General features: G+C 47.5%; 13 protein-coding genes and 2 tRNA genes. 3 read left to right on the top strand and 12 right to left on the bottom strand.

Translation table 11 applies throughout. From position 1 onward, the window contains the following. From dnaA to GA003_00015, 3 genes are all read left to right on the top strand, one after another. A complete protein-coding gene (gene dnaA / locus GA003_00005; GenBank protein QXD28407.1) occupies positions 1–1,404 on the top strand; it encodes a chromosomal replication initiator protein DnaA in 1,404 nt (467 codons plus the stop codon). Position 1,405: 1 nt separating this feature from the next. Continuing rightward, complete coding sequence (locus GA003_00010) at positions 1,406–1,888, top strand: hypothetical protein (protein ID QXD28408.1); 483 nt, start codon at positions 1,406–1,408, stop codon at positions 1,886–1,888. Positions 1,889–1,968: 80 nt separating this feature from the next. Continuing rightward, positions 1,969–2,538 (top strand): hypothetical protein, encoded by a 570-nt coding sequence (locus GA003_00015; GenBank protein QXD28409.1) that lies wholly within the window; start codon positions 1,969–1,971, stop codon positions 2,536–2,538. A 49-nt stretch (positions 2,539–2,587) separates the two neighbouring features. Here the strand turns inward: GA003_00015 and ligA are convergent, their stop codons facing one another. From ligA to GA003_00075, 12 genes are all read right to left on the bottom strand, one after another. After that, the gene (ligA, locus tag GA003_00020) at positions 2,588–4,594 is read right to left on the bottom strand and encodes an NAD-dependent DNA ligase LigA (GenBank protein ID QXD28410.1); all 2,007 of its coding nucleotides are present in this window, start codon (positions 4,592–4,594) and stop codon (positions 2,588–2,590) included. A 4-nt stretch (positions 4,595–4,598) separates the two neighbouring features. Beyond that, positions 4,599–4,994, bottom strand: a complete 396-nt coding sequence (locus GA003_00025; protein ID QXD28411.1) for a VanZ family protein — start codon at positions 4,992–4,994, stop codon at positions 4,599–4,601. Between the two features lie 60 nt (positions 4,995–5,054). Beyond that, positions 5,055–5,131 (bottom strand) — tRNA-Pro (locus GA003_00030). 84 nt (positions 5,132–5,215) lie between these two features. After that, positions 5,216–5,300: transfer RNA gene (locus GA003_00035), tRNA-Leu, on the bottom strand. A gap of 96 nt (positions 5,301–5,396) precedes the next feature. Further along, complete coding sequence (locus GA003_00040) at positions 5,397–6,632, bottom strand: argininosuccinate synthase (GenBank protein QXD28412.1); 1,236 nt, start codon at positions 6,630–6,632, stop codon at positions 5,397–5,399. A gap of 16 nt (positions 6,633–6,648) precedes the next feature. Further along, on the bottom strand, positions 6,649–7,590 hold the full coding sequence (gene argF, locus GA003_00045; GenBank protein ID QXD28413.1) for an ornithine carbamoyltransferase: 942 nt from the start codon (positions 7,588–7,590) through the stop codon (positions 6,649–6,651). Between the two features lie 12 nt (positions 7,591–7,602). Continuing rightward, positions 7,603–8,823, bottom strand: coding sequence for an acetylornithine/succinylornithine family transaminase (locus GA003_00050; GenBank protein QXD28414.1), 1,221 nt, complete (start codon positions 8,821–8,823; stop codon positions 7,603–7,605). A gap of 20 nt (positions 8,824–8,843) precedes the next feature. Further along, positions 8,844–9,740 (bottom strand): acetylglutamate kinase, encoded by an 897-nt coding sequence (argB, locus tag GA003_00055; GenBank protein QXD28415.1) that lies wholly within the window; start codon positions 9,738–9,740, stop codon positions 8,844–8,846. Between the two features lie 18 nt (positions 9,741–9,758). Next, complete coding sequence (gene argC, locus GA003_00060) at positions 9,759–10,784, bottom strand: N-acetyl-gamma-glutamyl-phosphate reductase (GenBank protein ID QXD28416.1); 1,026 nt, start codon at positions 10,782–10,784, stop codon at positions 9,759–9,761. A gap of 109 nt (positions 10,785–10,893) precedes the next feature. Next, positions 10,894–11,289 carry a 30S ribosomal protein S9 gene (gene rpsI / locus GA003_00065; protein QXD28417.1) on the bottom strand — a complete coding sequence of 132 codons (396 nt, stop codon included), beginning with the start codon at positions 11,287–11,289 and terminating at the stop codon, positions 10,894–10,896. A gap of 9 nt (positions 11,290–11,298) precedes the next feature. Then, a complete protein-coding gene (gene rplM / locus GA003_00070; protein ID QXD28418.1) occupies positions 11,299–11,721 on the bottom strand; it encodes a 50S ribosomal protein L13 in 423 nt (140 codons plus the stop codon). A 131-nt stretch (positions 11,722–11,852) separates the two neighbouring features. After that, positions 11,853–12,503: a TorF family putative porin gene (locus GA003_00075; protein ID QXD28419.1), complete on the bottom strand. Its 651-nt coding sequence runs from the start codon at positions 12,501–12,503 to the stop codon at positions 11,853–11,855. Positions 12,504–12,554: the final 51 nt, after the last annotated feature.

The raw sequence follows: 12,554 nt of genomic DNA on the forward strand, positions 1-12,554 counted from the left end.
ATGTCACAGTTTTCAAAAGTAGAAAATTTCTGGGATGCGGTAAAGCCTGAGCTCGAAGCTCGATTTACAGCGGATGTGTTCAACATGTGGTTCGAGCCTATGAATTGCATGCAGCAGACCGATACGGAAGTGGTGTTAAGTGTCCCGAACGAATTCTCAGCGATTTGGGTACAAGACAATTATTTGGAACTTATTTCAGACAAGATTCGCTTCGTAGCAGGTCGACCCATGCAAGTTTTTTTGAGGGTATTGGAGAATTCAAAACGTAGTGACAATCAGGAGTTGGATTTAGGAATTTCTTCTAAAGAAACCCTACGAACCACCGAGACTCCTGCTGCTCTAGAGCGTCCTAGAGAGACGCGGTCTACAATCGGCAATTTTCTCAATCCGAAAAACACCTTTGAAAATTTTGTGGTGGGGCAAAACAACAACTTGGCGCACGCCGCTGCTGTTGCCATAGCTAATGCTCCTGCCAAAGCTTACAATCCCTTGTTTATATATGGTGATACCGGTCTCGGTAAAACTCACCTTATGCATGCAGTTGGTCACTTCATCCTGAAAAACAATCGGCTTGCCAAGGTCGCCTACGTCTCGACGGAAAAGTTTACTAACGAATTCATTCGAGCCATTCAGGAGAATACCCTCGTCAAATTCAGAAAACGGTATCGTTCGGTCGATGTGCTGCTAATTGATGACATCCATTTCCTCAGCGGAAAAGAGCGCATCCAGGAAGAGTTCTTTCACACCTTCAATGATCTCTTTGAATCCGGGAAGCAGATATTCCTTACCAGTGATCGTCCGGCCAGTGAGATTTCCAAATTGGAGAGTCGTTTAGTATCTCGCTTCCAATGGGGCCTTGTATCTGACATGCAGGCACCGGATCTCGAGACGCGAGTAGCTATTCTGTCAAACAAGGCTAATTCCCTTGGCTTACAAATGCCGCAAGACGTATTGCAGTTTATTGCGGAAAAAGTGTCGCGTAACATCCGCCGCCTGGAAGGCGCACTTACTCGTGTGGCGAGTTATCACGCTTTGATGGGAAAAAGTGTTAACTTGGAAGTAGCTGAGCAACTCCTTGGGGACATTCTTCAAGAAGAAGCCCAAAACCAAGTTACCGTCGAAAAGATCCAAAAACGTGTCGCCGACTATTATAACCTGCGTATCTCTGATATGGTTAGTCGACGGCGTCCGGCAAACATCGCTTTTCCCAGACAGATTGCCATGTATTTAAGCCGAATTCTCACCAGTCATCCTTTGCAGGAAATCGGTGAAAATTTTGGTGGCCGAGATCATGGAACCGTGATCCACGCCTGCAAGACGGTGGAAAACATTATGGATCAGGATGAGTCGGTTCGGCGCAGTGTTGAGTATTTAAAGTCTCAACTGGCGAAAGCCTCCGGTTGAAATGGACTTCGACGATTCTCAAAAAGCAACCATCAGCCAGTGGGTATCTGACGGGCTGAAACTCAGTGACATTCAGACCAAGATTCAGGAAACCTTTGAAGTATCTCTTACCTATATGGATGCACGTTTCCTCATCGATGATCTCGAGCTTGAGTTGAAAGACCAGCCGAAGTCGGTGGATAACGATCTCAGAAACGCACCTCCACCGCCCCCGCCACCAGCTCCCGATGAGCCTGAGGGCCAAATGGCAGATCCAATGGCCGAAGGAAGTAATGTCTCAGTCGCTTTGGATCGACTCTATCAACCAGGTGCAGTTGTAAGTGGGCAAGTAACCTTTTCTGACGGAGAGCAAGCAGATTGGGCCCTCGACCAGACGGGAAGATTGTCCCTAAAAGCTGCCACAGAAGGCTATCAGCCTGTTGAATCGGATATTCAGGCATTCCAGCAACGACTCAGTGCTTTGCTCCAGAAGCAGGGCTTCTAGCCGGCTTTTAGCTATACTTTCCGCTGATTTTCTAGATTTTAGGGCCTATAGCTAACCCTTTTTAAGCCCGCGGAGCCATTATGAAAAAGCTACTCATTATACCTGTCCTGCTTCTCATTTTCATCCCGGTATTTGCTGATACCGGTCTCGAGGAGCAAGCGACTGCATGCATTTCTGAAAACGGATCTTATGCTTCAGCTCTTGAATCGTGTCTTTCCAAATTGTTCGTTCCTGCCTCTATGGATTGTGACGAATTACTTCAAGTGCATCGCACAGTGGTTAAGGCTGCAGAAGGTCGTAACAATGCGACCATTCGTGCCGTATCCAGAGTTTCGTCCAAGCTGGCCATTGTCAGTCTTTCTGCTAACTGCTACTCCCCGGATGTTGCAGCCCGCTTAGTAGCTCGTGCAGGTTCAGAAGCGAGTGGTGGTTCCTCAATCGTTGCCGATGGCATCGTATCCGGTGCTGTTGACGCTGCTGGATCTCTAGGAGTTGATTCCGGTTCCTTAGCGAACTCTGCTTCCAGTGCTTCTGGTAATGGAGACTCAAGTGGAGGAAACCAGGGCGGTCCTAACCAGGCATCGGCTGGTGCTGTGGAAATTTACTATGACAATGAAGTCAATGTTAGCCCTAGCGGAACTAATAGCTAAATTTCATACATAACAACTTTCAAAGCCTCGGAGATTTCTCCGGGGCTTTTTATTTTAGCAGATCGAGCAGTTGGGATTCACTGATCACTGAGACTCCAAGAGATTCTGCCTTGGTTAGTTTTGAACCTGCGCTCTCACCGGCTACCAGGAAGTCCGTCTTTTTACTAACTGAGCCACTGGCTTTTCCACCCGCTACTTCGATAAGTGCTTTGGCTTCGCTTCGCTTCATCGTGGGTAGCGTACCTGTCAGGACGAAAGTTTTCCCTGCGACCGCTTCTTTGTTAGCACTTTGGTCAGGTGGCTCTTCTTCGGTTTTCAGCCCTGCTGCCATCAAAGCCTCGATCATAGATTTATGATCAGGATCACCAAAAAAAGAAACGATACTTTCTGCCACGATTTTCCCGATCCCCTCAGCTTCGACGAGGGCATCAACTTTTACTTCGAGCAAGGAGCTCAGGCTTAAAAAAGTCTTCGCAAGCAACTTCGATGCAGAAGACCCGACATGAGGAATGCCAAATCCATGTATGAGACGCCAGAGTTCCCGGCTCTTACTCTCTTCCAGTGCCTTGAGCAAATTGTCAGCGGACTTCTCGGCGAATTTTTCCAGAGTTAATAACTCCTCTTTTTTTAAGGAATACAGATCGGGAAGTGTAGTAACGAATTCTTTGTCTACCAACTGGTCTACTACTGCTTCGCCTAGCCCTTCAATGTCCATGCATTGACGAGATGCGAAAAACTGAATCCGGCGCCGCACTTGTGGTGGACAGCCCATTGTATTGGGGCAGCGATGTGCTGCTTCTCCCTCCGCTCTTACAACCGGAGTTCCGCAGGAAGGGCAAGATTCTGGGAATGCGTAGGATTCTGCTCCTTCGGGTCTTTGAGCCAGTACGACTTCAATGATGGCTGGAATAATTTCTCCTGCCTTTTCAACGATGACGCTGTCCCCGATTCGGACATCTTTGCGGGCTATCTCATCGCTGTTGTGTAAGGTAGCTCTAGATACCGTGGTTCCCGCAAGTTGCACCGGTTCCAAAATTGCTACAGGTGATAGGGTCCCGGTTCGACCTACTTGAATTGCGATGTCATTCAATCGAGTTATCGCTTGTTCCGCCTCAAACTTATAGGCGATCGCCCACCTCGGGGCTTTAAAGGTCGATCCTGCCTGATCCTGAAGTTCCAAACTGTTTAGTTTGATAACCGCACCATCCGTGGGATAGGTGTAGGTTTTTCGGAGCTCATCTAAATTTTCTACTGCCTCGATACTCTTGTGGATTCCTTCAACCAGCCAATGGTTTTCAACCAAAGGGAAATTCCAACGGTCCAAATCAGAAAAGAAGCTCGAAAGCTTATCATAGCTGAGAGGCTCACAATATCCTCTGCCATGAGAAACCCAGGTCAGTTTCCTGCTTTTAGCTTCCTTTCGGTCCAACATCTTTATGGTGCCTGCAGCCAAGTTTCGCGGGTTTGCGAACTCGGGTTGACCATCGGCTCTTCGTTGTTCGTTGATCCGTTCAAATTCCTCGTTCGTCATGTAGATCTCTCCACGAACCTCTAGTATATCCGGATAAGGTGCCGATAGTTGACGTGGGAAATTGTCAATGAGTTCGAAGTTGGCCGTGATGTCATCACCTTCAATTCCATTTCCTCGGGTGACCGCTCTGACAAACAATCCATTTTCGTAAGTCAGGCTTACGGCTACTCCATCGATTTTAGGTTCTACTAGATATTCTTTCGGTGTTTCTCCGAGGAGTCGTTCTAACCGGTTTTCAAATTCTTCTAGTTCTTCAAAGCTGTAGGTATTATCCAGGCTCTGCATCGGTTCGCGATGTGTGTAAGAACTAAATCCGGAGAGCCGGTCATCACCTACCACCTCGACCAGCGATTCCTCTATTACTAACTCCGGATGCTGTGCTTCGAGCTTCAAAAGCTCTTCTTTCAGGCGATCATATTCACGGTCAGAGATTTCTGGGACAGCCTCCCGGTAGTAGAGTTCGTTGTGATGCCGAATTGAATTTCGCAATTCATCGAGTCGAGCTTGGATCGCTTCATCAGCCATACTCTTAATTGTTTAGAGCTGTTTCTGCTTGTCCAGATTTACTGGTGAATTTCATTTCTAATAGCTTCGAATAGAGGGGAACGACCTTGTAGAGGAAAATTGAAAGAAAAGCGCCGGAAGTGCCTGCATACCAGTCATACCACTCAACAGATCTACCTGGAGTAAATGACTGCCGGAATTCATCAAAGGCGCCGTAGCCAGAAGTGATAAGAAAAGCGCAGATGGCCCACTTCCAGGTAACGGATTTTCTGCATCGGAGAACAAGAATTCCGATTAGCCCAAAGATTAAAAAGTGAGCGACCTTATCGATACTCACTATATCTGGACCGACGATTGAGCTTGAGCCGGATGCCATGAAAATCGTGCCTGCTAATATAAGTGGCCAGATCCAGCGTTTCATATCGGATAACCGATGGGGTTAATGGGTTTTGAAAGTTAAGAATTTGAGGGACTAAAAAAATGGTCGGGCCGGGGAGATTCGAACTCCCGACCCCTTCACCCCCAGCGAAGTGCGCTACCAGACTGCGCTACGGCCCGTACCAAAAAAATTGAAGGCGGAAAGTTTGTTCCTTTACTACTTTGAGGGTCAAGTGCTAACCCGAGCAAATTATTGTCCTCGAGTGGTACCTGGAGGGGGGGTCGAACCCCCACTCCCGAAGGAACCGGATTTTGAGTCCGGCGCGTCTACCAATTCCGCCATCCAGGCCTACTCGAATGCGAACTCATTTATAGGGATCGCCTTCAGAAATAAGGGGGGCATTTATGGAAGTATTCAGTCCCCAAGTCCATAAAAAAGAAAGTGCTATTCGTAATCTTTCAAAAGGTCTTTGTGCGCCTTGTGGCGAGCCCTCAATCTGAGGCCTTGCAAACGGATGAATCCGCCTGCGTCGTCTGGATTATAGTCGCTGTCGACTCCCTCCATGGACGCCACATCTTCGTCGTAAAGTGAATAAGGCGATTTGCGTCCCACTGTTGTGATACTTCCTTTGTAAAGTTTCAATCGGACAGTGCCCGTTACAGATTGCTGACTGTTGTCGATCAAAGCCTGTAATGCCTCTCTTTCCGGAGCATACCAGAAACCATTGTAAACCAGCTCTGCATATTTGGGGATCAGGCTATCGCGTAAGTGCATGAGGTCGCGATCCATGGTCAGGGTCTCCAATTGACGATGCCCATGAATTAGAATGGTGCCAGCCGGTGTTTCGTAAACGCCGCGGCTCTTCATCCCGACAAAACGATTTTCTACAATGTCTACGCGACCAATGCCATGTTTGCCTGCAATCGCGTTTAGCTTTTTGAAAATGGAAGCTGGATTTCCAGCTTCTCCATTGACCGCTACACAATCACCTTTTTCGAAATCCAGCTCTAAATACTCTGCTTCATCGGGCGCATCTTCTGGGTCGACTGACAGTTTATACATGGATTTGTTATCGGGTGTAGTGGGATCGAACCATGGGTCTTCTAGAATCCCAGCTTCATAGGATATGTGCAGGAGATTACGGTCCATCGAGTAGGGCTTGGAAGCAGAGGCTTCAACATCGATGTCATTGGCTGCGCAGTAGTCGATCATCTCTGTGCGTCCTGGAAATGCCTGACGGAAAACTTCCATACGCCATGGGGAAATAACCTGAAGGTCGGGTGCCATCGCCGCATAGGTCAGTTCAAAACGGACTTGGTCATTGCCTTTGCCAGTTGCACCATGGGCAACTGCAGTTGCTCCTGCTTTACGGGCAATTTCAATTTGAGCTTTGGCTATGAGAGGACGTGCGATGGAAGTTCCCAATAAGTACTGTCCTTCATAAATCGCATTGGCTCTGATGATAGGATAAATAAAATCACTAGCGAACTCTTCTACTAAATCGATGGTATGGTGCTCCGATGCGCCTGTTGCTTTGGCTTTCTCTTCAAGACCATTGAGCTCCTCTTCTTGTCCAACATCTGCCGCAAAGGTGATGATCTCTGCGTTGTAATGATCCTTAAGCCAACGGACTAAGACCGAAGTGTCTAGTCCGCCTGAGTATGCGAGTACGATTTTCATGAGTATTATAAAGTAATTAGCCGTTGATTTTTGCGAGCATGGCGAGAATGGCCTTTTGTATGTGAAGCCGATTCTCAGCTTGATCGAAAATGATGGAGGCCGGACTGTCCAGTACCTCCTGAGTTACTTCCTGACCTGGGTGAGCAGGAAGGCAGTGCATGAAGAGTGCATCTGGTTTGGCATTTTGCATGATTTGCTCATTCACTTGGTAGGGGCTAAAAGTCTTAAGCCTTTCTTCCTCTTCATCTTCCATGCCCATACTTACCCAAACATCCGTATACACCACATCTGCATCTTTCACTGCCTTCATCGGATCCGAATAAAATGTCCAGCTAGGATCCAGTCCTGATTTTCGAAACTCTTCCTTAATCTCGTCTCCGGGTTCATAGCCCTGGGGACCTGACAAGGCTACTTGCATGCCGAATAATGCTCCACCTAGTATCCATGAATTTCCCATATTGCAAGCGGTGTCACCTAGGAAAGCAATCTTCCGGCCTTTGAGAGACTCTGACAATGGCCCGTCCATTGCCCAGCGTTCGACCATGGTGAATGCGTCGGCATAAATCTGGCAGGGATGAAGGTAATCGGAGAGGGCATTGATAACAGGCATCGAACCCATTTCTGCAAACTCCTCTAAGACATTGTGATCATAGCAGCGGATAACAATCCCATGTAAGTAGCGTGAGAGGACGCGCGCAGAATCGGCAATACTTTCGCCTCGGCTTATCTGTACATCGTTTTTGTTCAAGTATAGGACTTTACCTGCAAGCTCCTGAATACCTACTTCAAATGAGACTCTAGTACGCGTACTCGATTTGAAAAAGAGCATCCCCCAAAACTGTTCTTCCAGCCATTCCGAGTCGATTCGGCCCCGTTGCTTTTTCAAGTCACGAGCTAGGTTGAAAACTTCTTCGACTTCTTGAGGGGAAAAATCCGTTGATTTTAGAAAGTGTCTCATAATTTAAGCTTATTAAAGGGTGGTTGCCAATGAGGCATGTTGAGCTAAAGCAGCATCAATGATTTCGACGGATTGATGTAGGCTCTTTTCGGGTACGGTTAAGGGCGGTAAGAGGCGCAGAATATTCCCTCCGGCTCTAACAGTTAACAGACCCCGAGACTGCAAATCGTTTTGAATGGCGGTTGGGTCCTCTGCAAAATCCATTCCTATTAAAAAGCCTCTCCCTCTTATCTCTAGTAGAGAATCATATTTCTCTGCTAAATGATTAAGTTGTCCAATCCAAGCGCGACTCAAGTCGCGGACCCTTTGTAGGAGGTTTTCTTTTTCAATAGTTTCCAAAACAGCAAGAGCGGCAGCGCAGGCCATTGGGTTTCCGCCAAACGTACTTCCATGGCTGCCGGGAGTGAATAGGTCGGCATGGGTCTCTGATACCCATACCGCCCCGATAGGGAATCCTCCGCCAAGTCCTTTCGCCATGCCGATTGCGTCTGCTTTGATACCGGCGGATTCGTGGGCAAAAAATGTTCCGGTTCGACCGGTGCCACTTTGTACTTCGTCGACTAGGAGTAACAACCCCTTGTCTGTACAAAATTGTCTGAGGTCCTGAAGGAAAGTTTCTGAGGCAACGTGGATGCCGCCCTCGCCTTGAATGGGCTCTATAAGAATAGCCACCGTATCATCGTCTGCCAAGGCTTCCACGCTTTCCATGTCGTTGAGCTGAGCTACAGGAAAGTTATTCAGCATGGGAAAGAACCCTTGTTGAATTTTAGCCTGAGGAGTTGCGCTCATACCTCCGAATGTCCGTCCATGGAATCCATTATTGAAGACGATGACTTTGTTCGAGGGGTTCTCAGACGCGTTCATTTTGTTACCGAACAATCTGGAGAGCTTAATGAGTGTTTCACTGGCTTCTGCCCCGCTGTTGCAAAAGAAGAGGCCACCCGGTCCAGCTCGTGATACTAATGCCTCACAAAGATTCCCCTGAGCTTGCATCCGATAGAGGTTGCTAACGTGGATCAACCTGCTGGCTTGGTCTTTAATCGCCTGAACTAAATTAGGATGACAGTGTCCGAGTGATGCAGTCGCGATACCTGTTACAAAATCGAGGTACTCGTTTCCTTGGTCGTCCCAGACCTTTTCATTTTCGCCTTTAACGAGCGTTATTGATGGCACACCGTAGTTTTTTAGCCGATACGCCTCGTATTGTTCTTCTGTATTTTTGGTAAATTTCATGGGTGTCGATTAGTTGATGACTAGTGAACGATTTCTGTTCCCACACCCTTGTCCGTAAAAATTTCGAGGAGAATGCTGTGTGGGAGTCTGCCGTGTACGAAGTGAACTCGATGAACGCCTTCGTGCAGGGCTTGAATGGCCGAGTCTACTTTTGGGAGCATTCCCTTTCCAATGATTCCTTCTTGTTTAAGCGAATCAACTTCACTGGCGCGCAGTGTTGAGATGATAGACTTATGGTCTTCGGGATCTCGGAGTAGACCTGGCACATCGGTCATATAAACCAATCGTCGGGCACGTAGATGGCATGCTACATGAGCAGCTGCTACGTCGGCATTGATATTGTACAAATTGTCGTGCTCATCACTGCCGATGGGAGAGATGATGGGTGTATAACCTTGGGAAATGGCTCGCTTGATCAGGCGCGATTCCACGCTTTTAACTCGGCCGACAAAGCCGAGATCGACGGGATTTCCTTCTGCGTCTTTTTCAAGTTTGGTGCAGGAGAATAGCGTTTGTCCGGCCATACCCAGAGGTTTCCCGAGCTTGGCTTGCACCAATTCGCAGATATCTAGATTGACCGACTTGTTGAGTGTCTTTTCGACAATGGAAACGGTTTCTCTATCCGTGTATCGAAGTCCATTGATAAACACGGGCTTAATGCCTGCTTTTTCCATGGATGCACTGATGGCTTTTCCTCCGCCATGAACGACGACGACATGAATTCCAACAGCTGCGAGGAAAACGATGTCCTCTGCCACTCGATTTCTAACTTCTGGATCTGGATCGTCCATGAAGCTTCCTCCGTATTTTACTACAAAGATGCTGTCTTTAAATTGCTGGATATAGGAAAGTGCTTCCAGGAGGACCTTAGCCTTGGCGATGACTTCTTCTTCTGAGGGAGTAGTGACGATTTGCATAGCTCTTGAGGGTAGAAATTAGAGTAGTCCCGCGGTTTCGTCGAAACCGTGCCATACATTCATTATCTGAATGGCCTGACCTGCAGCTCCCTTCATCAAATTGTCTTCCGCAGAAGTGATGATCAAATTGCCTGTCCGTGGGTCGGCTATAGCTGAGAAATCAACCCGATTGGTCTGGCAAACCCATTTGGAATCAGGAGTTGTGCCTGACTCAAGCAGAGAAACGAAGGGCTTGTCATAGTAGTAATTCTGCCAAGTTGCGTATGCTTCAGCCAAATGATCGCCCGCTCCAGGAACTACAATGGTAGTGACGATACCTCTATTCATGGGAGACAAGTGTGGTGTAAATTGAACGACCACTTTAGCTTCGGCAGACAAACTCAGCTGTTCTTCGATTTCTGAAAGATGCCTATGTTTTACCAACCCGTACGCTTTGGCGCTTTCATTCCTCTCGCAGTAGAGGAAGTCTTCGGCTAGTTTTCTGCCTGCTCCGCTTACCCCACTCATTGAGTTAATGACAATTCCAGTTGCCCCGATGATCTTCTCCTTCATTAGAGGGAGAAGGGGCATAAGAATACTTGTTGGATAGCAGCCGGGAGCCGCGATCAAATTATCTTTTTGCCAACCGTCTTCAGTAATCTCGGGGATGACGTAGGAAGATTTTGCCAACCAATCCGGGTTTGGATGGGGATGGCCGTAGTAGTCTTCGTAGATATCGGGGGAGTTGAGCCGAAAATCTGCGCTCAGATCGATTACCTTTTTCCCAGCTTCGCACAAGGGTATCGCATATTCGCTGGCAACCCCATGCGGCAAAGCGAGAAAGACGAGATCTAGCTCTTGGTTCGCGGCTAGCTCTTCTGGGTTAGATGCAGAAAACTCTAGTCCCTTGCCTCGATTTCTAAGTGAAGGGAATACTGATTCAACGGACTGACCGACCAGAGACCTGGAAGTAACGGTGGTAAGCGTTATATTGGGATGATCCAGTAATAGGGAGAGTAGTACCTCTCCGGAATAACCGGATGCGCCGACTATGCCTGTTTTCATGAAATTAAGGGAGAAATTTAAATAGTGTGTTTAGGAAAATTGGAAATAAAAAGCCCTCCAAGGTTTGATCCTGGGAGGGCGTAAAAAGGGAGTGTTGCTGGTTCCCGGATTAACGCTTTGAGAATTGGAAGCGTTTACGGGCTCCTGGTTGACCTGCCTTTTTACGCTCGCGGCGGCGAGGGTCTCGTCGGAGGTGACCAGCTTTCTTCAAAGGAGCTCTCAGTTCTTCGTCGAATTTGAGAAGTGCCCGGGCAATTCCATGAGCACAAGCTTCTGCTTGGCCATTTACCCCGCCACCTTCAACTCTGGCGATAACGTCAAATTTTCCTTTTTGTTCAATTGTGTTAAAAGGGCCTTCAACCACCCGTACAGCTTGGTCGAGGCTGAAGTAATCATTCAGCTCCTTGTCGTTGACCTGAATTTTTCCTTCTCCTTCAGAAAGACGTACTCGTGCCGACGCTGTTTTGCGACGACCCGTTCCTAAATATACCGTAGTAGTACTCATAAATAAAAATTATAGCGCGATTGGCTCTTGGGCTTCATGCGGGTGTGATGGGCCAGTATAAACTTTCAGCTTCCTGAGCATTTGTCTGCCGAGGTTGTTCCGAGGCATCATGCCTTTAACGGAGTGCCGCATTATAAAGTCTGGGCGTTTTTCGCGGAAATCAGCGAGTGTCCTGTAGTATTCGTTACCTACCCAGCCAGTATAGAACATATAGTTTTTCTGCTCTTCCTTCTTACCTGTAACGGCAATTTTTTCGGCGTTAACAACAATGACAAAGTCACCTGTGTCCACATGTGGTGTATATGTGGGCTTGTCGCGACCACGCAGGATATTGGCGATCTTGACAGACAGTCGACCTAGATTCTGGCCGGCAGCGTCAACGACGTACCATTTCCTTTGGACGTTCTCTTTTTTTGCTAACGTGGTTTTCATAAAATTTGAGAAAGGGGGAGAAAATGCATAGTTGATTTTGCTTTGTCAACTACCGAGAAGACGCATTTTTTAAAAAAATAAGAGCCTGCCCAAATGGACAGGCTCTTAGGCAAAATGATCGTTGATTCAGATTAGAATCCAGTGCTAACAGCAGCACCAAAGTAGACCTTGTCGGCCAGGTCGTTTGAAGCGTTGGTGTATCGGACACCTACGCTGGCAGCTGATGAGTCGCTCAAGCTGTAAACAACATCGAGAGAAGCACCATAATAGCTGTAGTTGAATCCGTCGCCATCAACATGTCCGTAGAATGCAGCCACATCGAGGGATGATTTTTCATCCATTTCGTAGCTGTGTCCTACTGAACCTTCGAAGGTCAGAGCTTCTAGATCTAAATCGTAATAGATATAGAATGCTGGATTCAAGTCAGTATCGAAGGCGAAACCAGTGTAGATTTCGAATGTTTCTGAACTACCTCCTGATTCTGGATAGTAGTAAAGAGTTCCTCCAACGTCCATGGTGATACCTTCCGCAACGTCAAAACCCATGCCGCCGTAGAAATCGAACTCATTGTCGATGCCGCTGGTGATAGGCTGGTTAGTCCACATTCCCAAGTATGCATCGTCGAATTCGACGTCCAGTGACACGGTCATGCTTTCATCCGCGAGTTCAACACCGCGAAAGACGTATTTTGAATCGTAGCCAACAGATGCTGACATATTGGTCTCAGCGTTTACTGAGGAGAAAGCTGCAAGGAAAGCAGCGATTACTAGTAGCTTTTTCATAGTTTATCTTCTGATTTCAGGTTAGTTCGTTCCTGTCGTTGTTAAGTTTAG

The organism is Opitutia bacterium ISCC 52 (assembly GCA_014529675.2).
Taxonomy (GTDB): domain Bacteria; phylum Verrucomicrobiota; class Verrucomicrobiia; order Opitutales; family UBA2995; genus UBA2995.

What these genes read in the sequence shown, in the direction of transcription:
- dnaA (QXD28407.1), top strand. Translation starts at nt 1, where the DNA reads ATGTCACAGTTTTCAAAAGTAGAAAATTTCTGGGATGCGGTAAAGCCT.
- GA003_00010 (QXD28408.1), top strand. Translation starts at nt 1,406, where the DNA reads ATGGACTTCGACGATTCTCAAAAAGCAACCATCAGCCAGTGGGTATCT.
- GA003_00015 (QXD28409.1), top strand. Translation starts at nt 1,969, where the DNA reads ATGAAAAAGCTACTCATTATACCTGTCCTGCTTCTCATTTTCATCCCG.
- ligA (QXD28410.1), bottom strand. Translation starts at nt 4,594, where the DNA reads ATGGCTGATGAAGCGATCCAAGCTCGACTCGATGAATTGCGAAATTCA.
- GA003_00025 (QXD28411.1), bottom strand. Translation starts at nt 4,994, where the DNA reads ATGAAACGCTGGATCTGGCCACTTATATTAGCAGGCACGATTTTCATG.
- GA003_00040 (QXD28412.1), bottom strand. Translation starts at nt 6,632, where the DNA reads ATGAAAATCGTACTCGCATACTCAGGCGGACTAGACACTTCGGTCTTA.
- argF (QXD28413.1), bottom strand. Translation starts at nt 7,590, where the DNA reads ATGAGACACTTTCTAAAATCAACGGATTTTTCCCCTCAAGAAGTCGAA.
- GA003_00050 (QXD28414.1), bottom strand. Translation starts at nt 8,823, where the DNA reads ATGAAATTTACCAAAAATACAGAAGAACAATACGAGGCGTATCGGCTA.
- argB (QXD28415.1), bottom strand. Translation starts at nt 9,740, where the DNA reads ATGCAAATCGTCACTACTCCCTCAGAAGAAGAAGTCATCGCCAAGGCT.
- argC (QXD28416.1), bottom strand. Translation starts at nt 10,784, where the DNA reads ATGAAAACAGGCATAGTCGGCGCATCCGGTTATTCCGGAGAGGTACTA.
- rpsI (QXD28417.1), bottom strand. Translation starts at nt 11,289, where the DNA reads ATGAGTACTACTACGGTATATTTAGGAACGGGTCGTCGCAAAACAGCG.
- rplM (QXD28418.1), bottom strand. Translation starts at nt 11,721, where the DNA reads ATGAAAACCACGTTAGCAAAAAAAGAGAACGTCCAAAGGAAATGGTAC.
- GA003_00075 (QXD28419.1), bottom strand. Translation starts at nt 12,503, where the DNA reads ATGAAAAAGCTACTAGTAATCGCTGCTTTCCTTGCAGCTTTCTCCTCA.